The organism is Streptomyces sp. cg40 (assembly GCF_050320165.1).
Lineage (GTDB): Bacteria > Actinomycetota > Actinomycetes > Streptomycetales > Streptomycetaceae > Streptomyces > Streptomyces hokutonensis.
Genome location: NZ_CP190128.1, coordinates 2,136,892 through 2,157,484, shown reverse-complemented (window position 1 = coordinate 2,157,484; position 20,593 = coordinate 2,136,892). Strand labels below are relative to the sequence as shown.

Sequence of the window (20,593 nt, the reverse complement as noted above, 5' to 3'; positions counted from 1 at the left end):
GGGGTGATCCCGGGCCGGCCCACAGCGATGCCCTCGTACCTACGGCTCGATCAGGAACAGTTCGCTGACCTTGAAGTCGGCGTCGAAGTTCCGCACACCGACGAGGAGGTAGGCGTACACCTGGCACAGGTGCCCACCGCGCCCCTTCAGCGCGGACGGCTCCACGTGGTACACGAACCTCTGGTCCTCGTGCGGCCAGTTGGCGTCCATGAAGGAGCCCTTCGTGGGGCCCGCCGTCTTGAACGGAATGTTGTTGTTCGCGGTGATGTCACGCACGATGATCTCCGCCTGGTACTTGGCGCCTTCCCCCAGGAGCGTCGACCCGCACTCGGCCTCCAGCACGATCTCGATCTCCCCGGTGGCCTCGAACGTCACGTCCGCGATCGTGCTCTTCGGCCGTCGGGTGAACACCCGTACCAGCTCGACGTCGTTTGGTCCCATGGTCGTCTCCCTCGCGTTCCCCGAAGACGGCGAGCCGCTCGCGGATGGAGCGGCTTCGACCGTCACCTGCACGCGGACTCTAGGAACGGTCCAGGGTGCCGCGCCCCAGAGGCGAGGTCGGGGATAACCCTGGCGCCGGGACACCAGGGGGTGCGGCGCTTCCTGGTCGGCCGCATCCTCGGCGCGTAACGTGACGCAGCATGAAGATCCTGATCAGCGCCGACATGGAGGGTGCCACCGGCGTCACCTGGCCCGCCGACGTGTTGCCGGGGACACCGCAGTGGGAGCGGTGCCGTTCGCTGTTCACCTCGGACGTGAACGCCGCCGTCCTCGGCTTCTACGACGGCGGCGCCGACGAGGTGCTCGTCAACGAGGCGCACTGGACGATGCGCAATCTGCTGCTGGAGCGGCTGGACGAGCGGACGCAGATGCTGACCGGGCGGCACAAGTCGCTGTCCATGGTGGAGGGCGTGCAGCACGGCGACGTCGACGGCATCGCGTTCGTCGGCTACCACGCGGGCGCCGGCATGGAGGGCGTTCTCGCCCACACCTACCTCGCCAACTCGATCACCGGTGTGTGGCTGAACGACGTCCGCGCGAGCGAGGGACTGCTCAACGCGCATGTCGTCGCCGAGTACGGGGTACCGGTGATCCTGGTCACGGGTGACGACGTGGCCTGCGAGGACGCCCTCGGGTACGCGCCCGGGGCGCTGAAGGTCGCCGTCAAGGACCATGTGTCGCGGTACGCGGCCGTGTGCCGGACACCGGCGAGGACGGCCGCCGACATCCGCGCGGCCGCGAAGGAGGCGGCGAAGCTGGCGGTCCGTCAGGAACCGGTGCGGGGAGGGCCGTTCACCGTCGCCCTCGAATTCGACGCCGAGCATCTCGCGATGGCCGCCACCGTCGTGCCCGGTGTCGAGCGGGTCGGGGAGCGGAAGGTCGCCTACACCGGCGACACCATGTACGAGGGGATCCGGACCTTCAAGGCGGTCACCACGATCGTCTCGGCCGCGGTGGAGGAGCAGTATGGCTGACATCGACGCGCGGGCCCTGGACGAGGTCGTCGCCTTCACCTCGGACCTCATCCGCATCGACACGACCAACCGGGGCGGCGGCGACTGCCAGGAGAGACCCGCGGCCGAGTACGCGGCCGGGCAACTGGCCGGTGCCGGGCTCGAACCGACCCTTCTGGAACGTTCCAAGGGCCGCACCAACGTCGTCGCCCGCATTGAGGGCACCGACCCCTCGGCGGACGCGCTGCTCGTCCACGGTCACCTGGACGTCGTACCGGCACAGGCCGAGGACTGGACCGTGCACCCCTTCTCCGGCGAGATCCGCGACGGCGTCGTGTGGGGGCGCGGCGCGGTGGACATGAAGAACATGGACGCGATGATCCTCGCCGTCGTGCGGTCCTGGGCCAGAGCGGGCGTACGGCCGCGCCGCGATCTCGTCGTCGCGTTCACCGCCGACGAGGAGGCCAGCGCCGAGGACGGCTCCGGATTCCTCGCCGACCGGCACCCCGGGCTCTTCGAGGGCTGCACCGAAGGCATCAGCGAATCAGGGGCGTTCACCTTCCACGACGGCGGCGGCCGGGAGATCTACCCCATCGCGGCCGGCGAACGCGGCACCGCCTGGCTCAAGTTGACCGCGCACGGCCGGGCCGGCCACGGCTCCAAGGTCAACCACGAGAACGCGGTGACCCGTCTCGCCGCCGCGATCACCCGCATCGGCGAACACGATTGGCCGCTGCGGCTCACCCCGACCGTCCGTGCTGCCCTCACCGAACTCGCCGCCCTGTACGGCATCGACCCCGACCTGGACGCCGCCGACGGAATCGACGGCCTCCTCGCCAAGCTCGGCCCGGCGGCGAGACTCGTCGAGCCCGTCGTCCGCAACAGCGCCAACCCGACCATGCTGAACGCCGGTTACAAGGTCAACGTGATCCCGGGCGAGGCCGTGGCCTACGTCGACGGACGCTGTCTGCCGGGCGGCGAGGACGAGTTCCGCACCACCTTGGACCGTCTCACCGGGCCCGACGTCGAGTGGGAGTTCCACCACCGCGAGGTCGCCCTCCAAGCACCGGTCGACTCCCCGACGTACGCCCGGATGCGGGCCGCCGTCGAGGAGTTCGCGCCCGAGGGACATGTGGTGCCGTACTGCATGTCCGGCGGCACCGACGCCAAGCAGTTCTCCCGCCTCGGCATCACCGGCTACGGCTTCGCACCACTGAAGCTCCCCGAGGGCTTCGACTACCAGGCGCTGTTCCACGGAGTCGACGAACGGGTCCCCGTCGAGGCACTCCACTTCGGCGTCCGTGTACTGGACCGCTTCCTGAGGTCGGCCTAGCAAGTGGGGGACAACATGCGGACGTTGGCGTACGGCTCGTGGCCCTCGCCCATCGACGCGGCGCTCGCCGCCGCCCACGACGGACATCCCGAGTTCGTCGGATTCGTCGGCGACGAGGCCTGGTGGACCGAACCACGGCCCACCGAGGGCGGCCGCCGCACCCTGGTGCGTCTGCGCGCGGACGGCTCCCAGGAGTCGGTGCTGCCCGCGCCTTGGAACGTCCGCAGCAGGGTCATCGAGTACGGCGGACGGCCCTGGGATGGAACGGTCCAAAACGGCCGACCCCTCGTGGTGTTCGTCAACTTCACCGACCAGCGGCTCTACCGCTACCAGCCGGGGAGCGAACCGGAGCCTCTGACACCGGTCTCTTCCGTGGGCGGCGGACTCCGCTGGGCGGAACCGCGGGTACGCCCGGACCTGGGTGAAGTGTGGTGCGTGCTTGAGGAGTTCACCGGCGAGGGGCCCGGTGATGTACGGCGCGTCCTGGCCGCCGTACCGTTGGACCGGTCCGCCGCCGAGGACCGGCATGCCGTACGCGAACTCACCGACGACCGGCACCGGTTCGTGTCCGGGCCGCGTGTCTCGCCCGACGGGCGGAAGGCCGCGTGGCTCGCCTGGGACCATCCCCGGATGCCGTGGGACGGCACGGAGCTGCTGCTGGCCGAGGTGGCGGACGACGGCACGTTCGGCGAGCCACGGGTCGTGGCCGGCGGGCCCGAGGAGTCGGTCGCGCAGGTCGACTGGGGGTTCGACGGCTCGCTGCTGTACGCCAGCGACCGTACCGGCTGGTGGAACCTCTACCGCGACCACGAGCCGGTGTGCCCGCGCGAGGAGGAGTTCGGCGGGCCGCTGTGGAAGCTCGGCCAGCGCTGGTTCGCACCGCTGGAGAGCGGCCTGATCGCCGTCGTGCACGGCCGGGGCGCCGCCCTGCTCGGCGTGCTGGACCCGGACACCGGCGAGGTCGTCGACGCGGCCGGACCCTGGACCGAGTTCACGTCCACGCTCGCGGTGCACGGCGACCGGATCGTCGGCGTCGGGGCCAGCCCGCGCAGCGCCCACGAGGTCGTCGAACTCGACACCCGCACCGGCAGAGCACGAGTCATCGGCGCCGCCCACGACGACCCGGTGGACCCCGCGCACTACCCCGAACCGCAGATCCGCACCTTCACCGGCCCCGCCGGACGCGAGATCCATGCCCACATCTACCCGCCCCACAGTCCGGGTTGGACCGCTCCAGGCAACGAACTGCCGCCGTACGTCATCTGGGCGCACGGCGGACCCACCAGCAGGTCGGCGCTCGTCCTCGACCTGGAGATCGCCTACTTCACCTCCCGGGGCATCGGCGTCGCCGAGGTCAACTACGGCGGCTCCACCGGGCACGGCCGGGAGTACCGCAACCGGCTGCGCGAACAGTGGGGCGTCGTGGACGTGGAGGACTGCGCCGCCGTGGCCCTCGCCCTCGCCGACGAGGGCACCGCCGACCGCGCCCGGCTCGCCGTCCGGGGCGGCAGCGCGGGCGGCTGGACCAGCGCCGCGTCCCTGGTGACGACCGACGTCTACGCCTGCGGCACCATCATCTATCCGGTCCTCGACCTGGCCAATTGGGCCTCGGGGGAGACCCACGACTTCGAGTCCCGGTACCTGGAGACCCTGGTCGGACCCCTCGCCGACGTTCCCGCCCGATACACGGAACGCTCACCCGTCGAGCACGCCGACCGCATCACCGCGCCCTTCCTGCTGATGCAGGGTCTGGCCGACGTGATCTGCCCGCCCGTCCAGTGCGAACGCCTCCTGGAACGGATGCGCGGACGCCAAGTGCCGCACGCCTACCTCGCGTTCGAAGGCGAGGGCCACGGATTCCGCCGCGCCGACACCATGGTCCGCGCCCTGGAGGCCGAACTCTCCCTGTACGCACAGGTCTTCGGCATCGACCCGCCCGGCATCCCCACCCTGGAGCTCAGCAAGTGACCGCACTCGTCAGGCCGTACCGACTCGCCCCCGGCGCCCGCGTGGCCGTCGTGGCGCCCAGCGGGCCGGTGTCCGAGGAACGGCTGGAGGCGGGCCTGGACATCCTGCGCGGCTGGGACCTCGACCCCGTCGTGTCACCCCATGTCCTCGACCGGCACGGCGAGTTGGGCTATCTGGCCGGTAGGGACACGGACCGTGCGGCCGATCTGCAGAACGCCTGGTGCGATCCGTCCGTGGACGCTGTCCTGTGCGCCCGCGGCGGCTACGGCGTGCAGCGCATCGTCGACCTCCTCGACTGGGACGCGATGCGCGCCGCCGGACCGAAGGTGTTCGTCGGCTTCAGCGACCCCACCGTCCTGCACCAGGCCTTCGCCACCCGGCTCGGCCTGGTCACCCTGTACGGGCCCGCCGCGGCCGGCGCCGACTTCGTCAAGAACACCAGTACCCAGGAGCACTTGAGGGCGACCCTGTTCGACCCGGAGTCAGTGCAGAGCATCCGGGCCCTCCCGGACGGCGGCGGTGCGCTGGTGCCCGGGCGGGCCCGGGGCGTCACGCTCGGCGGTTGCCTGGCGCTGCTCGCCGGCGACCTCGGAACCCCGCACGCACCGGCCGGCGCGCGCGGCGGGCTGCTGGTCATCGAGGACGTCGGCGAACAGGCGTACCGCGTCGACCGGATGCTCACCCAACTCCTGCGCAGCGGCTGGCTGGACGGCGTCGCGGGCATCGCGCTCGGCTCCTGGTCCGGCTGCGGACCCTACGAGAGACTGCGCCCGGTCTTCGTCGACCGGCTGGGCGGGCTCGGTGTGCCCGTCGTCGAGGAGTTCGGGTTCGGGCACTGCGAAGGGGCGCTCACGATACCGCTCGGGGTGGCGGCCGAACTGGACGCGGACGCGGGCACGTTGACGCTGGACGAGCCCGCGCTGCGGTAGCCGCTCACCCGCCTGTCGTACCGCTTCCTGCGAACTCCCTTCGTTCTCCGCCGGGTTGTCCTCACTGTGGAGGTCCCCTTTGTCCCGTCGTGTGCCCGGAATTGGCGCCGCGCTTGCCCTCGCGCTCACCCTCACCGCCCCGTTCGCCCTCTCCGGCCCGCTCGCCCTCGCCGGCCGTGCCGCCGCCACGGACCAATACACCGTCACCGCACTGGAGTTCACCGTCCGCGCGGGCGGACGGGACTGTGCTGTCGACGCCGACCTGTACCGACCGGCGGACGTGGACCGTTCCCATCCCGCGCCCGCCGTACTGGCTACCAACGGCTTCGGCGGCAGCAAGTCCGACGGTTCCACGGACGCCATCGGCAGGACCTTCGCGCGGCGCGGCTACGTCGGGCTCGTCTACTCCGGGCTGGGCTTCGGGAAGTCGGGCTGTCTCATCTCGCTCGACGACCCGGACATCGACGCGGCGGCCGCGTCGGGACTGGTCGACTTCCTCGCGGGCACACGCGCCGCGGACGACGGGACCCGGGCGGACTTCGTGACACTCGACGCGAAGGGTGACCCCCGGGTCGGGATGATCGGCGGGTCGTACGGCGGCGCCGTCCAGTTGGCGACGGCCGCAGTGGACCACCGGGTGGACGCCCTCGTCCCCATGGTCACCTGGCACGACCTCGCCTACTCCCTCGACCCCAACAACGCGGTCGGCGGGAGCGTGCCCGGAGTCTTCAAGCGGCAGTGGACCAACGGCTTCTACCTCATGGGCGAGACCCAGCCGCTGACCGTACCAGGCCTCGACCCGACCCGGATCAACTCCCTCGCCTGTGTGCACTTCGTCAGCGAGGCCTGTGCCCTGATCCGCGGGCTGAACTCCGGGAGCTATCCCGCGAAGGCGACGGCGGACGTGCTCGGATACGCGCACAGCGTCTCGCCGGTGTCGTATCTCAACCGGGTCGAGGCGCCGACGCTCCTCGTCCAGGGGCAGGCCGACAGCCTGTTCAACCTCAACGAGGCGACCGCGACGTACAAGACGCTGAAGGCCCAGGGGACCACGGCGAAGATGATCTGGCAGTCGTGGGGGCACAGCGGTGGCGCGACCGCCGGTGAACTCGACCTGAGCCGGGGCGACTTGGAGTCGAGCTATGTCGGGCGGCGGATCGCGGCCTGGTTCGACCGCTATCTGCGCGGGCGGACGACCGCGGACACCGGACCGGCCTTCGCCTACTACCGCGACTGGATCACGGACCCGGCCACCACCTACGCCAGGGCGGACCAACTCCCGCCTCTGGACGAGAAGTTGTATCTTTCCGGCGACGGCAAGCTGGTGGACGACCGGGCGAAGGTGGCGCGCGGCAGCCGCGAGTACACCAACTGGCCTGTCCCCACGAGCCATTCGGAGAACTCGCTGAGCGGCATGACCGGCCTGCCGGACCCGGCACCGTACGACACCCGTGGTACCTACCTCGGTTGGACCGGTCCACCCCTGAACGGCACGACGGACGTCGTGGGCGCCCCGAGGGCGACCCTCAAGGTCGTCTCGTCGGCCGCGCGGCGCGTGCAGGACTCCGGCGACGCCGCCGACAAGCTCGTCCTCTTCGCCAAGCTCTACGATCTCGCGCCCGACGGCACCGCGACCCTCGTCCACCGGCTGGTCGCCCCGGTCCGGATCCCGGACGTCACGAAGAGCTTCACGGTCACCCTGCCGGGGATCGTGCACCGGTTCGACAAGGGACACCGGCTGCGGTTCGTGATCGCGGCGAGCGACGACGCGTACACCGGGAACCGGGGGATCAAACCGGTCACGGTGGTCAGCTCGCCGCGGGACACCGGGGTGCTGGAGCTGCCCGTCGTCGCGGACTGAGTCTCACCGTGCGTGATGGCCGATTCGGGCTCACCCTGGAGACATGAGCCCGAAGACCACCGAGAGCGGCACTGGCACCGGCCAGCGCGAACGGCTGCTGACGCCCGCCCGGACCACCGTTCTGCTGCTCGCCGTCCTGGCCCTGATCTTCATCTTCGAGAACACCCACGACACGAAGATCCGCCTGCTGATCCCCGAGGTCACCATGCCGCTCTGGATGGCACTGCTGGCCACGGCGGTCATCGGCGCCCTGTGCGGGGCCTATTTCATGCGACGGCGCCGCCGACCCTGACTAGGGTGGCGGGATGCCGCATTCTGCTTCCCGCTATCTCGCCCAGGGCCCCCGCGTGGGGATACGTCACTTCAGCTACGAGGACGGTGCCGAGTTCACCGCGCGGGCCCGGGAGAGCAAGGATCTGCACCAGCCGTGGCTGTTCCCGCCGGCGAGCGGCGACGCGTACACCGCCTACGCGGGACGGCTGATCCAGGATCCGACCAAGGCGGGTTTCCTCGTGTGCGAGCTCGACGGCGGGGGCATCGCCGGGTTCATCAACATCAACAACATCGTGCAGGGCGGCTTCCAGTGCGGTGCGCTGGGATACGGCGCCTTCGCGCACGCGGCCGGGCGCGGGCTGATGCGCGAGGGGATGAACCTCGTGGTGGACCACGCCTTCGGGCCGATGCGGCTGCACCGGCTGGAGATCAACGCGCAGCCCGGCAACGCCGGGTCGATCGGTCTCGCCCGCAGCTGCGGATTCCGGCTCGAAGGCCTCTCGCCGAAGATGATCTACATCGACGGGGCGTGGCGCGACCACGAGCGCTGGGCGATCACCGTCGAGATGCGGACTTCCGGTTGACCTTCATGGTGTCCAGGTCCGTGACCGTCGACTTCAGATCCCGGAAGCCGTAGCCGAGGCCCCGCAGAGCGGTCTCGGCGCGGTCCTCCGCGAGCGCCGCCGCCATCTCCTCGCCGTCCGCCGAGTCCGACACCACCACATACCGCCACGAGAAGTGCTTGAGCGGCGACGGTTCGTAACTGAGCGAGCCCTCCTCGGTGAACCGCATGCTCAGCATCCCGTGCTCCGGGGCCTCGCCCAGCAGCCGCTGCCGCGCCTCGTCCGTCAGCGCGTCCCAGGTGCCCCGGACGATCACCCGGTACGTGTGCTGCTCGCTCATCCGCCGTTCCACTCCTCGGTCCGTGCCGTCGATCGCCCGACTCTACGTCGACCCGGACGAACCTCACGCGGAATTTTCCGGCGCCCTCGCCTTTGCGGAATCCTGACCGGCGGCGCCCCTGGCCACCGCACCGGTTGCCGGGTTCCATGGTGATCGTGACGACGATCCGACGTGAGGTACTGACCCTGCCCACCGCGGAGTTGGGTCCGGACAACCCGCTGCCCCCACTGCGTCCGCTCGACGAGACACACCGCATAGACGACCGCGACCGCGAGGACCTGCCCCGGGACATGGCCCGCCAGATCGGCTACGAACCCCTCCGCAGCCTGCTCCCCACCCGCGTCCGCGACGGCTACGACAGAGACCGCGCGCCCCGCGAACTGGACGCCCTCGTGATCGAGAACGACCGGCTGCGCGCCACCGTGCTCCCCGCCCTCGGCGGCCGGATCGCCTCCCTCGTCCACAAGCCCGCCGACCGTGAACTCCTGTACCGCAACCCGGTGTTGCAGCCCGCCAACTTCGCCCTCAACGGCGCCTGGTTCTCCGGCGGCATCGAGTGGAACATCGGCGCCACCGGCCACACCACCCTCTCCTGCGCACCCGTGCACGCCGCCCGCGTCCCCGCCCCCGACGGCGGCGAGATGCTCCGCCTGTGGGAGTGGGAACGGCTGCGCGACCTCCCGTTCCAGGTCGACCTCTGGCTCCCGGACGGCTCCGACTTCCTCCACGTCGGCGTCCGCATCCGCAACCCGCACGAGCGGCCCGCGCCCACCTACTGGTGGTCCAACATCGCGGTACCGGAGCAACGCCGGGTCCTCGCACCGGCGTCGGAGGCCTGGCACTTCGGCTACGACCGACGGCTGCGCCGGGTGCCCGTGCCGTCGTACGACGGAGTGGACCGGTCCCATCCCCTGAACAGCCCTTACGCAGCCGACTACTTCTACGAGATTCCGGACGCGCGGCGCCGCTGGATCGCCGCGCTCGACGCGGACGGTCACGGGCTGGTGCACACGTCCACCGACGCACTCCGGGGCCGCAAACTCTTCGTGTGGGGCGCCGGCAGCGGTGGCCGCCGCTGGCAGGAGTGGCTCACCGAACCGGGCACGGGCGGCTACTGCGAGATCCAAGCGGGCCTGGCGCGCACCCAGTTGGAGCACGTACGGCTCGACCCGGAGAGCGAGGTGTCCTGGCTGGAGGCCTACGGCCCGCTCGACGCCGAGGCGGAGGGGGAGTGGCCCGCCGTGGTGGACGGTGCCGAGGCCCGGCTCGAAACCGCCCTGCCCCGAGCGGATCTGGACGCCGCCTACGCCGCCTGGAAGCCGTACGCCGACACCGAACCCGGCGAGCTCCTCGCCACCGGCTCCGGCTGGGGCGCCCTCGAAGTCCTGCGCACCGACTGGAAGTTGCCCGGCACCCCCTTCGACGAGTCCACGCTCGGCGAGGCCCAGGCGCCCTGGGCGGCGCTGCTGCGCAGCGGTGCCCTGCCCGAGCCGCGCCGGGTGCGGCCGCCCGGCGAGACGCTCGTCGCCCCGCACTGGCGGGACATGCTGGAGACGGCGCCCGCCACCCCGCTCGCCGAGTACCACCTCGGCGTCGCGCAATGGCATGCCGGCGACCGGGCGCAGGCGGTGCGCAGCTGGGAGCGGGCCCTCGAACTTGCCCCGTCCCTCTGGCCGTTGCTGCGCTGTCTCGCCGTCGCGGACCAGGAGTCGGGCAACCACGAGCGGGCCGCGGACCGCTACACCGAGGCCTTCACCGACCTGTGCCACGAGCGGCGCGACGCCGGCGAGGGCTGGACCGCGGCCACGGCCGCGCTCGGCCGTGAGGCCGTCGAGGCGCTGCTGCGGGTGCGGCGGGTGGCGGACGCCCGCGCCGTCTGGGAGATGCTGCACCCCGCCACCCGCGAACGCGGCCGATTCCTGCTGCTCCAGGCCGAGTTGCTGCTCGCGGAAGGGCGGCGCGACGACGCGTGGGCGGTCTTCGCCGACGGCTTCGAGGTCGCCGACCTGTGCGAGGGCGCCGAGTCGATCGGCCGGCTCTGGGCCCGCCTCACCGACGAACCGCTGCCCGCGCGCTACGACTTCCGGATGCGGCCGGAAACGCCCTGAGGCGCGGTGAGATGAGGTGAGACGTGGGCCGGCGGCTGGCCGTCAGCCGCGCCGGTCCACGTACTCGTAGACCGTTCCATCGGGATGCACCGCGATCAGATTGCGGCCCACCGGTGTCGCCAGCGGGCCCGCGACGACCCGGGCGCCGAGTTCGGTGAGGAGTGTGTGCGCCTCGTCGACGTCCTTGACGGCGATGGTCGCCGAGACCTTGCGCAACACCTCCAACTCCGCCTCGGGCCCGCTCATCAGCAGGAAGAAACCGACCGCGGCCACCGACACCCCGCCGCGCTCGAAACGGAGCGCCGAGGCGCCCGTGAGGCGTTCGTAGAAGGGGACGGCGGTCTCCAGGTCGTCGACGCAGATCCGCAGCGTGGCTCCCAGAATGTCCATACGGACGAGCCTAGTTGGGACGGCCGGGCCGAGGTGATCCTTTCGGACGATCCCGGCCCGGCGGCGTCGCCGGCGTCGTCCTCAGACGGCCTTGCGGCACAGGATCTCGCCGTGCAGCACGGCGAACCAGCCGTCGTCCCGCTTCCCCCACTCCCGCCAGGCGTCCGCGATGGCACGCAGCTGTTCGGCGGTCGCGTGGCCGCCCCCGGTCGCGACCGCCGCGTACGAGGACGCGACCGTGCGGTCCGCCCACAGACCGCTCCACCAGGCCCGCTCGTCCGGAGTGTGGAACGTCCAGGTGCCGGAGGTGGCCGTGATGTCGCTCAGCCCCGCCTGCATCGCCCACGATTTGAGACGGCGTCCGGCATCCGGCTCGCCGCCGTTGGCGCGGGCCACCCGCCGGTACAGCTCCAGCCAGTCGTCCAGCCCCGGCACCTCCGGGTGCCAGGTCATCACCGCGTAGTCCCCGTCGCGGGCGGCGATGAACCCGCCCGGCTTGGTCACCCGCACCATCTCCCGCAGCGCCTGCACCGGATCGCCCACGTGCTGGAGGACCTGATGGGCGTGGACCACGCAGAAGGTGTTGTCCGGGTAGTCCAGGGAGTGGACGTCGGCGACCGCGAAGTCGAGGTTCGTCAGGCCGCGTCCTTCGGCGGTGGCCCGGGCCTGGTCCAGGATGCCCGGCTCGCGGTCGACACCGGTCACGGAGCCGTCCGGGACCAGGGCCGCCAGGTCGGCGGTGATGGTGCCGGGCCCGCAGCCGATGTCCAGGATCTTCATGTGGGGCTTCAGCGAACCGAGCAGATAGGACGCGGAGTTGGCGGCGGTTCGCTGGGTGTGCGAGCGCAGTACGGACTCGTGGTGCCCGTGCGTGTAGACGGCGGTCTCCTGCTGTTTCGGCATGGCTCTACCTACCCCTTCGCGTCTTCTTCGGCGTAAGCAGAACGGTACGCGCGCATGTCGAATGATGAGACCTGCGTTTTACAATGTGGACTGACGGGTGATCAGGAAATCCGTCGGCGGGCGGTGCACCGTCACTCCTGCGAGGAGAGCGGCCACTCGCGCAGGGCCTGGCGGCCGGGACGGGGGACCGTGAGGCCGACGTCGGGGCTCGTGCGGTGCCGGGTACCCTGAAGCGGCCGTTCGCTGCCCGGCGGACCGCCGGCGAACCGATTGCACCGTCGGCGGACCGTTCCATCGGAGGAATCCCCGCATGCGTCTGCTCCTCATCCGCCACGGCCAGACCACGGCCAACGTGGACTTCCTCCTCGATACGGCGATCCCGGGCGCCGAGCTGACCGACCTCGGCCGCCGCCAGGCCGCCGCCCTCCCCGAGGCCGTGGCCGACGAGGACATCGAGGCCCTCTACGCCTCCACCCTGATCCGCACCCAGCACACCGCGGCCCCGCTCGCCGCCGCCCGCGGCCTCGACGTCCGCGTCCGGGACGGCATCCGCGAGCTGACCGCCGGTGACCTGGAGATGCTGCCCGGCGACCGGGAACCCGGCCACGAGTACATGCGGATCGTGTTCGCGTGGGCATCCGGTGACACGGAGTTGCGGATGCCCGGCGGCGAGAACGGCGTGGAGGCCCTCGCCCGCTACGACGGCGTGATCGCGGAGGCCGCCGACAGCGGCGCCCGTACCGTCGCCATGATCAGCCACGGCGCCGCGATCCGGATGTGGACGGCCGCCCGCGCCGACAACGTCGACGTGACCTTCGCCGCCGCCCGCCCCCTCGACAACACCGGCATCGTCGTCCTGGACGGCTCACCGGCCGACGGCTGGAAGGTGCTGTCCTGGCAGGGCGCGGCGGTGGATGCCCCCGGACCGGGCACGGACGCGGGCCCGACCGGGCAGCCGCTCGACGAGGACCAGAAGCCGTAGCGAGGCCCCGGCGGGCACAATAAGGGTTTGCCCGGCCGTGAGGCCGCCCCACAGAATGCGTGGTCATGGGACATCTGGAAGCCGCACACCTCGAGTACTACCTCCCCGACGGGAGGCCGCTCCTCGGCGATGTGTCCTTCCGGGTCGGCGAAGGCGCCGTGGTCGCCCTGGTCGGGCCCAATGGCGCCGGCAAGACGACCCTCCTGCGCCTGATCTCCGGCGAGCTGAAACCGCACGGCGGCACGGTCACCGTGAGTGGCGGCCTGGGCGTGATGCGCCAGTTCGTGGGCTCCGTACGCGACGAGAGCACCGTACGGGATCTGCTGGTGTCGGTCGCCCCGCCCCGCATCCGCGCGGTCGCCGCCGAGGTCGACAAGGCCGAGCACGCGATCATGACCGTCGACGACGAAGCGGCCCAACTCGCCTACGCCCAGGCCCTGTCCGACTGGGCCGAGGTGCACGGCTACGAGTTCGAGACCCTCTGGGACATGTGCACCACGGCCGCGCTCGGAGTGCCGTACGACAAGGCGCAGTTCCGGCAGGTCGGTACGCTCTCCGGCGGTGAGCAGAAGCGGCTCGTCCTGGAGGCGCTGCTGCGCGGGAGCGACGAGGTGCTGCTGCTCGACGAGCCCGACAACTACCTCGACGTGCCCGGCAAGCGGTGGCTGGAGGAGCGGCTCAAGGAGACCCGCAAGACTGTCCTGTTCGTCTCCCACGACCGCGAACTCCTCGCCCGCGCCGCCGAGAAGATCGTCTCCGTGGAGCCCTCGCCGACCGGCGCCGACGCCTGGGTGCACGGCGGCGGTTTCGCGACCTACCACGAGGCCCGGCGTGAACGCTTCGCCCGCTTCGAGGAGTTGCGCCGCCGCTGGGACGAGAAGCACGCCCAGCTGAAGAAACTCGTCCTGAACCTCCGTCAGGCCGCCTCCATCTCCCACGAGTTGGCCTCCCGCTACCAGGCCGCCCAGACCCGCCTGCGCAAGTTCGAGGAGGCCGGCCCGCCGCCCGAGCCGCCCCGCGAACAGGACATCACCATGCGCATCAAGGGCGGCCGCACCGGAGTAAGGGCCTTCACCTGCAAGGGACTTGAACTCACCGGCCTGATGAAACCCTTCGACCTGGAGGTCTTCTACGGCGAACGCGTCGCCGTCCTCGGCTCGAACGGCTCGGGCAAGTCGCACTTCCTGCGCCTCCTCGCCGGCGACGACGTGAAGCACACGGGGGAGTGGAAGCTCGGCGCACGCGTCGTGGCGGGCCACTTCGCGCAGACCCACGCGCACCCCGAACTCCAGGGCCGCACCCTCCTCGACATCCTGTGGAAGGAGCACGCGCAGGCCCAGGGACCCGCCATGTCCCGGCTGCGCCGCTACGAGCTGACCGGCCAGGCCGAGCAGAGCTTCGACCGGCTCTCCGGCGGCCAGCAGGCCCGCTTCCAGATCCTGCTCCTGGAACTCCAGGGCGTCACCGCCCTGCTCCTCGACGAGCCCACCGACAACCTCGACCTGGAGTCCGCGGAAGCCCTCCAGGAAGGCCTTGAGGCGTTCGACGGGACCGTGCTCTCCGTCACGCACGACCGCTGGTTCGCCCGCTCCTTCGACCGCTACCTGGTCTTCGGCAGCGACGGCCGGGTCCGAGAGAGCACCGAGCCCGTGTGGGACGAGCGGCGGGTGGAGCGCGCGCGATAGCCGCGATAGCTCCGTGCAGTGCGGAGGCCGTGGGGCCCGAATGTTCGTAGAGTGGTCTCAGGACCGTGAGACTCGACGAGCGGGGCACACCATGACCGGAGTCGACCCTGCGCGCCTGGACGACTCCCAGCTCATGAAGGAGCTGGAGACCATCCACCGCACGCGCCACGACACCCTGTTGTACGGCTCGAACGACGCGCTGCGCGCCCACAACGACCGCATGGCCCGGCTGGAGGGCGAGTACCTGCGCCGCCATCCACGGCGCCTCGTGGCCCCCGGCCGCACCCGGCAGGGGGCACGCGAGCGGGGCTGACGCGTGTTTGTCCCCCGGGGTCGGGGGCAGGCGAACCAACAGCGCTGGATCGCAGACGCGTTCCCACCGGTGACCGTCCAACCCGGAGCATGCTCAAGGGAGTTGTGACGCACCATGCCCACTCGCACCGACAGCAGGCGACGTTCCCACCCTGACACCCCCGACACCGCGGAGGCGTTCCGCACGCTGGTCGCGCTGCCGCCCGGACCGCGGCACGACACCGTCCGCGACCACATAGTGGAGGCCTGGCTGCCCATGGCCGACCGGCTCGCCGGACGGTTCCGAAACCGGGGCGAGAGCACCGAGGACTTACGCCAGGTCGCCGCCCTCGGCCTGGTCAAGGCCGTCGACCGCTACGACCCCGGGCGCGGCAACGCCTTCGAGAGCTACGCCGTACCGACCATCACGGGCGAGATCAAACGGCACTTCCGCGACCACATGTGGACACTGCACGTGCCGCGCCGGGTGCAGGAGCTGCGGAACCGGGTGCGGGTCGCCGGGCAGGAGCTGGCCCAGACGGTGCCCGGGCGGCGGCCGACCGTGGCGGAGCTCGCCGCGCACACGTGCCTCTCCGAGGAGGACGTGCGGGCCGGTCTGGAGGCGCTGGAGAGTTTCAGCGCGTTGTCGCTGGACGCGGAGTTGCCCGGCGGCGAGGACGGGTGGGCGTTGGGGGACGTACTCGGGGCCGCTGATCCGGCGTTGGACGTCGTGGTGGACCGGGAGGCGGTGAAGCCGCGGTTGGCCGCGCTTCCCGCGCGGGAGCGGGAGATTCTGTATCTCAGGTTCTTCGGGGACATGACGCAGAGTCGGATCGCCGAGCGGTTCGGGATTTCGCAGATGCATGTGTCCCGGCTGATCAGTCGGTGTTGTCGGCGGATTCGGGAAGAGGTTCTGCAGGAAGTTGCCTGAGTGGGCGTCTGTGGGGGCTGGGCGCGCCCACGCGGCGGAGCCGCACATGGACACAGCCCCGCGCCCCTGTGGGGCGCTCCGGCCGGCCTGGGTTTCACTCGCTCGGGTCTCGCCGCGCGCGCCCCTCTCCTGACCGGGCTTCGATGGTGTTGCCGCCGTCCTCGGTCTAAGGAGACCTGCTCATGCGTCGCACCGCCCTTGTGCTGTCCGTCGTCGCCCTGGTCGGCGTCGCCGGTCCGGCTGTGGCCGTCGATTCCGCCGCCGAGGTCAGCCCGAGTACCGCACAGGCGGGCGGGAGCGTGACCGTGTCCGTCTCCTGCGAGGTGGCCGGGGGGACCGCGCCCGAGACCCTGGACGCCACCTCCCAGGCCTTCGACGATGGAACGGTCCAACTGCAACGCGTGCCCGGCAACGACGACCGCGCCGCCGGATCCGCTTACCGGGGGACCGCGAGGATCTCCGCGGACGGGGTCGAGCGCGACGCCGCGTGGACCGTCGACGGGACCTGTCCGGCGCCGCCCGGCGGTCAGGGCAGGCCGTGGAGTGCGACCTTCAGCGTGGAACGCGCGAGCGGAGGCGGGCAGCGGCCGTGTCAGGAACCCCGGGCCGAGTCCTGTGCCGGTGCCGCCGTGATCGAGCGCGGGGTGCGGGCCGGGGAGGGCGGCACCTTCACCGACTCCGTACCGGCGCTGGTCGCCGGCGGTGTGCTGATCGCGGGCGCGCTCGGCGGTGCCGTGTACCGGCTGCGCAGGCGGACTCCGGGACACTGAGGACACGACCAGGACACGGCACTGCAGTGCAGTGCACTGCACTGCACCAGGGACTGCGCGGAGGCACCATGCGGCAGGCGGACGCGGTAGGCCAGGGACCCGTCCGCTACGGGCCGGTGTTCCCCGACGACGGACTGCCCGTCCTGCCGGAGCTGGCCGCCGTCCTCGCCGCCGCCGCGAGCCGCACCGAGGAGCAGCCGGTCGGCGGCGCCCCTGTGCTGCTGGAGGCCGCGAGCGGCTACTTCGAACGCCGGGGGCTGCCCGCCGAGCCCGCCCGCGTGGCCGCCGCCCCGGGTGCCCCCGCGCTGCTGGTCGCGCTGACCGCCGCGCTCGGCGGTGACGTCCTGGTCCCCAGACCGTGCGCCGCCTGGTGGGCGCCGTACGCGCGGCTGCTGGGCAGACCCGTGTTCCATGTGGGCACTCCGGCCGAGTGCGGCGGGGTGCCCGACCCGTACGCCTTGCTGGAGACCGTGCGCAGGGTCCGCGACGAGGGTGGTGACCCGCGGCTGCTGGTGCTGTCGGTCGCCGACGATCCCACCGCGACCGTGGTGCCGCCCGAGGTCATGCACGAGACCGTCGAGGCCGCCGCGGGCGAGGGCCTGCATCTGGTCAGCGACGAGACCTGGCGAGACACCCTGCACGCGCCCCGGCGCACCATGCTGCTCAGCCCCGCCGAGATGCTGCCCGAGAGGGTCACCGTCGTCACCGACCTGGCGGGTGCGCTCCTCCCGTCCGGCTGGCCCGCCGCCGTCGCCCGCTTCCCCGCAGGCCGCGCCGGAATCGCGCTCCACGCGCGCGTGCTCGACGTCCTCACCGCGCTCGGCGCCCGCGTCGCGGCACCGGTCGCCGCCGCGGCCGGCCACGCCCTCGGCGAACCCGCGCCCGTCGTCGCCCGCCGCGACACCGCCGTAGCCCTGCACGCGCGCGTGGCCGCCGCCGCGCACGCGGCCGTCACCGGGGCGGGCGCGTTCGCCCGGCCGCCGCAGGCGGGACGTCATCTGTACGTCGATCTCGGGCCGTTGCGCCACGCGCTCACCCCACAGGGGGTGGGCGACGCGCAGGACCTGGAGGAGTTCCTCACCGCCCGGCTCGGCATGCCCGCGCCGGGCGGCCACCGCTTCGGCGACGACCTGGGCGCGCTGCGGGTACGGCTGTCCACCGGACCCCTGCTGGGCCGAACCGACGAGGAACGCGCGGAATGCCTCATGTCACCCGTGCCGTTGGAACTGCCACACGTGCAACGCGCGTTGATGTCCTTGAGGTCGATCTTCGACGATCTCCGCGACGACGCTCAGCGATGGGAGCCTCCTCGATGACGCAGCAGTCCGAGTCGACCACGACGAGTACGACGACCCCGGACGCCGGCCGCACGGCGCCCCTGTCCCCCTTCATCCCCTCGTCCCCGCCGCTCGCCGAGCCCCGCCCCCTCGGCGAGCGGCGCGTATGGCCCCGGACCTTCCACGACCGGCTCACCGCCCCGCTCCCCGGCCTCAAGGCGATCGCCCGCTTCGCCCGCGAGGGCTCCGTACGACCCCGCCCCGAGGGGCTCGCCGACATCCCCCGACTCCCCTTCGCCCCCGAGCCGTTGCCCCGGGCCGACTCCCTGACCGTCGCCGTCACCTGGGCGGGGCATGCCAGTTGGGTGGTGCAGATCGGCGGGCTGACGATCCTCACCGACCCGGTCTGGTCCCGCCGCATCCTCGGCACCCCGGCCCGGATCACCCCCGTGGGCGTCGCCTGGGAATCACTCCCGCCGATCGACGCCGTCGTCATCAGCCACAACCACTACGACCACCTCGACGCCCCCACCCTGCGCCGACTCCCGCGCCACACCCCGGTGTTCGCCCCGGCCGGCCTCGGCGGCTGGTTCCGCCGCCGCAGATTCACCCGTGTCACCGAACTCGACTGGTGGGAGGCGGCCCGACTCGACGGCGTCCGGCTCGACTTCGTACCCGCCCACCACTGGTCCAAGCGCAGCCTCACCGACACCTGCCACTCCCTGTGGGGCGGCTGGGTGATGACGGCACCGGACGGACAGCGCGTCTACTTCGCGGGCGACACGGGCTACGGCCACTGGTTCTCGCGTATCGGCGCCCGCTATCCGGGAATCGACCTGGCCCTGCTGCCCATCGGGGCCTACGACCCGCGCTGGTGGCTGAGCGACGTCCACTGCGACCCGGAGGAGGCGGTGCGGGCGGCCCAGGACCTGGGCGCGCGGCGGATGGCTCCGATGCACTGGGGCACGTTCGTCCTGTCGGCGGAGCCGGTGCTGGAGCCGCTGACGCGGGTCAGGGCGGCCTGGGAGAAAGCCGAGTTGGCCCGGGAAGACCTGTGGGATCTACCGGTGGGAGCCTCAAGAGTGCTTGCCTAGGCGGGAGTTGTCTTCCGCACCCTGCGCCATACGGTCGGGGCCGCGCTGATCACGACGGTCAGCGCGACCGCGGCCACCACGCCCTCCCACGGCTCGGGGAACAGCGAACCGCCGAGGATGCCGATCAGCTGGTACGTCACGGCCCAGGCCAGACAGGCCGGCGCGTTCCCCCGGGCGAACCGGCGGATCGGCCACTCCGCCAGCAGACAGGCCAGCATCACCGGGATGCGGCCCGCCGGCACCATCCGGGACAGCACCAGCACCGTCACCCCGTGGTCGGCCAGCTTCTTCTGGGCCTGCTCAAGACGGTCCTCCGGTGCCCGCGCGCGGATCGCCGCCAGCCAGCGCGAGCCGTTCTTCGACCCCATCCCGCGCCGCCCCAGCCAGTACAGCGCGATGTCCCCGAGGAACGCGGCCAGCGACGCCGTCACGAACACCAGCGCCAGCGCGAACGGCGCCGTCTGGTGGAACGCGACCACGGCCGCCGAACTCACCAGAGCCCCCGTGGGAATCACCGGCACCAGCGCCCCGAACAGCACCAGCAGGAACAACGTCGGGTAACCGATGGCCTGTTGAGTGGACTCGGGTGACGTGGTCGCCGTCGCGGACACCGCCTGGGCGATCCAGCTCACCGCGCGACCTCCGGCCGTACGCTCTCGCCGTGCCCGAGCCGGTGCACGGCCACCGAGGGCGCGAGTTGGGCCGCGATGCGCGCGAACTCGTCGCCAGGCGTGTGGAATTCGTGCGGGCGCACCGCGTCCATCCCGATCGGCCAGTACGTGCCGTAGTGCACCGGCACAGCGCTGCGCGGCGCGAGCCTGGCCAGCGCCTGCGCCGCGCGCCCCGCGTCCAGATGCTCCTCGCCGAGGTACGGACCCCAGCCGCCGACCGGCAGCAGCGCCACGTCGACCGGCCCGACCTCCTTGGCCATGTCGTCGAACAGCCCCGTGTCCCCGGCGAAGTAGGTGCGCGCCTCGCCCTCGACGACGTAACCCAGCGCGGGGGAGCGGTGCGGTCCGACCGGCAGCCGCCGCCCGTCATGGCGTGCGGGCACGGCCCGTACCACCAGGTCACCGACCATCGCCCGGTCGCCGGGCGACACCTCGTCGATCCGCAGCTGCCGGAGCCGGCGCAACCCCGGCACCGCGCGGAGTGCGCCCCGGGGCACGAGCAGGCGCGTGCCCGGGGCGAGGGCGCCGAGCGAGGGAAGGTGCAGGTGGTCGGCGTGCAGATGGGAGACGAGCGCCAGGTCCGCACGGTGGGCCTCGGGCGGCGGCACCGCGCCCCGGCGGCGTCGTAGGTGCGCGAGCCGGCGGGCGAACAGGGGGTCGGTGAGGACACGCACGCCCGAGTCCTCGATCGTGCAGGTGGCGTGACCCCACCAGGTGATCTCCACCGGCACCTTCTTTGCCTCCTTCGCGCGACTCCCCCGAAGCCTACG

21 protein-coding genes are annotated in these 20,593 nt (G+C 71.8%); 15 read left to right on the top strand and 6 right to left on the bottom strand.

The annotated features are described in order from the left end of the window. Window positions 1-39: 39 nt before the first annotated feature. A complete protein-coding gene (locus ACQHII_RS09545; RefSeq protein ID WP_427918871.1) occupies window positions 40-441 on the bottom strand; it encodes a hypothetical protein in 402 nt (133 codons plus the stop codon). Between the two features lie 200 nt (window positions 442-641). Between ACQHII_RS09545 and ACQHII_RS09540 the strand changes: the two genes are divergently transcribed. The 7 genes from ACQHII_RS09540 (at window position 642) to ACQHII_RS09510 (ending at window position 8,402) form a co-directional block, all read left to right on the top strand. Beyond that, the gene (locus ACQHII_RS09540; protein WP_093630121.1) at window positions 642-1,475 is read left to right on the top strand and encodes a M55 family metallopeptidase; all 834 of its coding nucleotides are present in this window, start codon (window positions 642-644) and stop codon (window positions 1,473-1,475) included. Beyond that, window positions 1,468-2,787 carry a M20/M25/M40 family metallo-hydrolase gene (locus tag ACQHII_RS09535; protein WP_427918870.1) on the top strand — a complete coding sequence of 440 codons (1,320 nt, stop codon included), beginning with the start codon at window positions 1,468-1,470 and terminating at the stop codon, window positions 2,785-2,787. Before ACQHII_RS09540 ends, ACQHII_RS09535 begins: the two co-directional genes overlap by 8 nt. 15 nt (window positions 2,788-2,802) lie before the next feature. Next, complete coding sequence (locus tag ACQHII_RS09530; RefSeq protein WP_427918869.1) at window positions 2,803-4,755, top strand: prolyl oligopeptidase family serine peptidase; 1,953 nt, start codon at window positions 2,803-2,805, stop codon at window positions 4,753-4,755. Beyond that, complete coding sequence (locus ACQHII_RS09525) at window positions 4,752-5,684, top strand: S66 peptidase family protein (RefSeq protein WP_427918868.1); 933 nt, start codon at window positions 4,752-4,754, stop codon at window positions 5,682-5,684. Before ACQHII_RS09530 ends, ACQHII_RS09525 begins: the two co-directional genes overlap by 4 nt. Window positions 5,685-5,763: 79 nt before the next feature. Then, window positions 5,764-7,545, top strand: coding sequence for a CocE/NonD family hydrolase (locus tag ACQHII_RS09520; RefSeq protein WP_427918867.1), 1,782 nt, complete (start codon window positions 5,764-5,766; stop codon window positions 7,543-7,545). Between the two features lie 43 nt (window positions 7,546-7,588). Then, the gene (locus ACQHII_RS09515) at window positions 7,589-7,837 is read left to right on the top strand and encodes a DUF1049 domain-containing protein (RefSeq protein ID WP_427918866.1); all 249 of its coding nucleotides are present in this window, start codon (window positions 7,589-7,591) and stop codon (window positions 7,835-7,837) included. Window positions 7,838-7,850: 13 nt separating this feature from the next. After that, window positions 7,851-8,402, top strand: coding sequence for a GNAT family N-acetyltransferase (locus tag ACQHII_RS09510; protein ID WP_427918865.1), 552 nt, complete (start codon window positions 7,851-7,853; stop codon window positions 8,400-8,402). Here the strand turns inward: ACQHII_RS09510 and ACQHII_RS09505 are convergent. After that, entirely contained in the window at window positions 8,374-8,721 is a 348-nt protein-coding gene (locus ACQHII_RS09505; RefSeq protein ID WP_427918864.1) for a DUF6204 family protein, read from the bottom strand. The genes ACQHII_RS09510 and ACQHII_RS09505 overlap by 29 nt on opposite strands. A 146-nt stretch (window positions 8,722-8,867) precedes the next feature. Here ACQHII_RS09505 and ACQHII_RS09500 point away from each other — a divergent pair, with 146 nt between their 5' ends. After that, window positions 8,868-10,829: a DUF5107 domain-containing protein gene (locus ACQHII_RS09500; protein WP_427918863.1), complete on the top strand. Its 1,962-nt coding sequence runs from the start codon at window positions 8,868-8,870 to the stop codon at window positions 10,827-10,829. A gap of 42 nt (window positions 10,830-10,871) precedes the next feature. Here the strand turns inward: ACQHII_RS09500 and ACQHII_RS09495 are convergent, their stop codons facing one another. Next, window positions 10,872-11,219, bottom strand: a complete 348-nt coding sequence (locus ACQHII_RS09495) for a VOC family protein (protein WP_019071338.1) — start codon at window positions 11,217-11,219, stop codon at window positions 10,872-10,874. Window positions 11,220-11,300: 81 nt separating this feature from the next. Then, complete coding sequence (locus tag ACQHII_RS09490) at window positions 11,301-12,122, bottom strand: class I SAM-dependent methyltransferase (protein WP_427918862.1); 822 nt, start codon at window positions 12,120-12,122, stop codon at window positions 11,301-11,303. 310 nt (window positions 12,123-12,432) lie between these two features. Here ACQHII_RS09490 and ACQHII_RS09485 point away from each other — a divergent pair, with 310 nt between their 5' ends. From ACQHII_RS09485 to ACQHII_RS09455, 7 genes are all read left to right on the top strand, one after another. Beyond that, window positions 12,433-13,104, top strand: coding sequence for a histidine phosphatase family protein (locus ACQHII_RS09485; RefSeq protein ID WP_427918861.1), 672 nt, complete (start codon window positions 12,433-12,435; stop codon window positions 13,102-13,104). A gap of 65 nt (window positions 13,105-13,169) precedes the next feature. Next, window positions 13,170-14,789, top strand: coding sequence for an ABC-F family ATP-binding cassette domain-containing protein (locus ACQHII_RS09480; protein WP_427918860.1), 1,620 nt, complete (start codon window positions 13,170-13,172; stop codon window positions 14,787-14,789). A gap of 40 nt (window positions 14,790-14,829) precedes the next feature. Continuing rightward, window positions 14,830-15,102: a DUF6158 family protein gene (locus tag ACQHII_RS09475; protein WP_427918859.1), complete on the top strand. Its 273-nt coding sequence runs from the start codon at window positions 14,830-14,832 to the stop codon at window positions 15,100-15,102. A gap of 114 nt (window positions 15,103-15,216) precedes the next feature. Beyond that, window positions 15,217-16,011 carry an RNA polymerase sigma factor SigF gene (locus tag ACQHII_RS09470; RefSeq protein WP_427918858.1) on the top strand — a complete coding sequence of 265 codons (795 nt, stop codon included), beginning with the start codon at window positions 15,217-15,219 and terminating at the stop codon, window positions 16,009-16,011. A gap of 182 nt (window positions 16,012-16,193) precedes the next feature. Continuing rightward, complete coding sequence (locus tag ACQHII_RS09465; RefSeq protein WP_427918857.1) at window positions 16,194-16,781, top strand: hypothetical protein; 588 nt, start codon at window positions 16,194-16,196, stop codon at window positions 16,779-16,781. Between the two features lie 68 nt (window positions 16,782-16,849). Further along, window positions 16,850-18,097, top strand: a complete 1,248-nt coding sequence (locus ACQHII_RS09460) for an aminotransferase class I/II-fold pyridoxal phosphate-dependent enzyme (RefSeq protein ID WP_427925266.1) — start codon at window positions 16,850-16,852, stop codon at window positions 18,095-18,097. Next, the gene (locus tag ACQHII_RS09455; protein ID WP_427918856.1) at window positions 18,094-19,152 is read left to right on the top strand and encodes an MBL fold metallo-hydrolase; all 1,059 of its coding nucleotides are present in this window, start codon (window positions 18,094-18,096) and stop codon (window positions 19,150-19,152) included. Before ACQHII_RS09460 ends, ACQHII_RS09455 begins: the two co-directional genes overlap by 4 nt. Here ACQHII_RS09455 and ACQHII_RS09450 read toward each other — a convergent pair. Both ACQHII_RS09450 and ACQHII_RS09445 read right to left on the bottom strand, forming a co-directional pair. Continuing rightward, a complete protein-coding gene (locus ACQHII_RS09450; RefSeq protein WP_427918855.1) occupies window positions 19,149-19,784 on the bottom strand; it encodes a DedA family protein in 636 nt (211 codons plus the stop codon). The two genes, ACQHII_RS09455 and ACQHII_RS09450, sit on opposite strands and share 4 nt — an antisense overlap. Next, window positions 19,781-20,554 (bottom strand): MBL fold metallo-hydrolase, encoded by a 774-nt coding sequence (locus ACQHII_RS09445; RefSeq protein WP_427918854.1) that lies wholly within the window; start codon window positions 20,552-20,554, stop codon window positions 19,781-19,783. The genes ACQHII_RS09450 and ACQHII_RS09445 overlap by 4 nt, the downstream gene beginning before the upstream one ends. Between the last annotated feature and the right edge of the window lie 39 nt (window positions 20,555-20,593).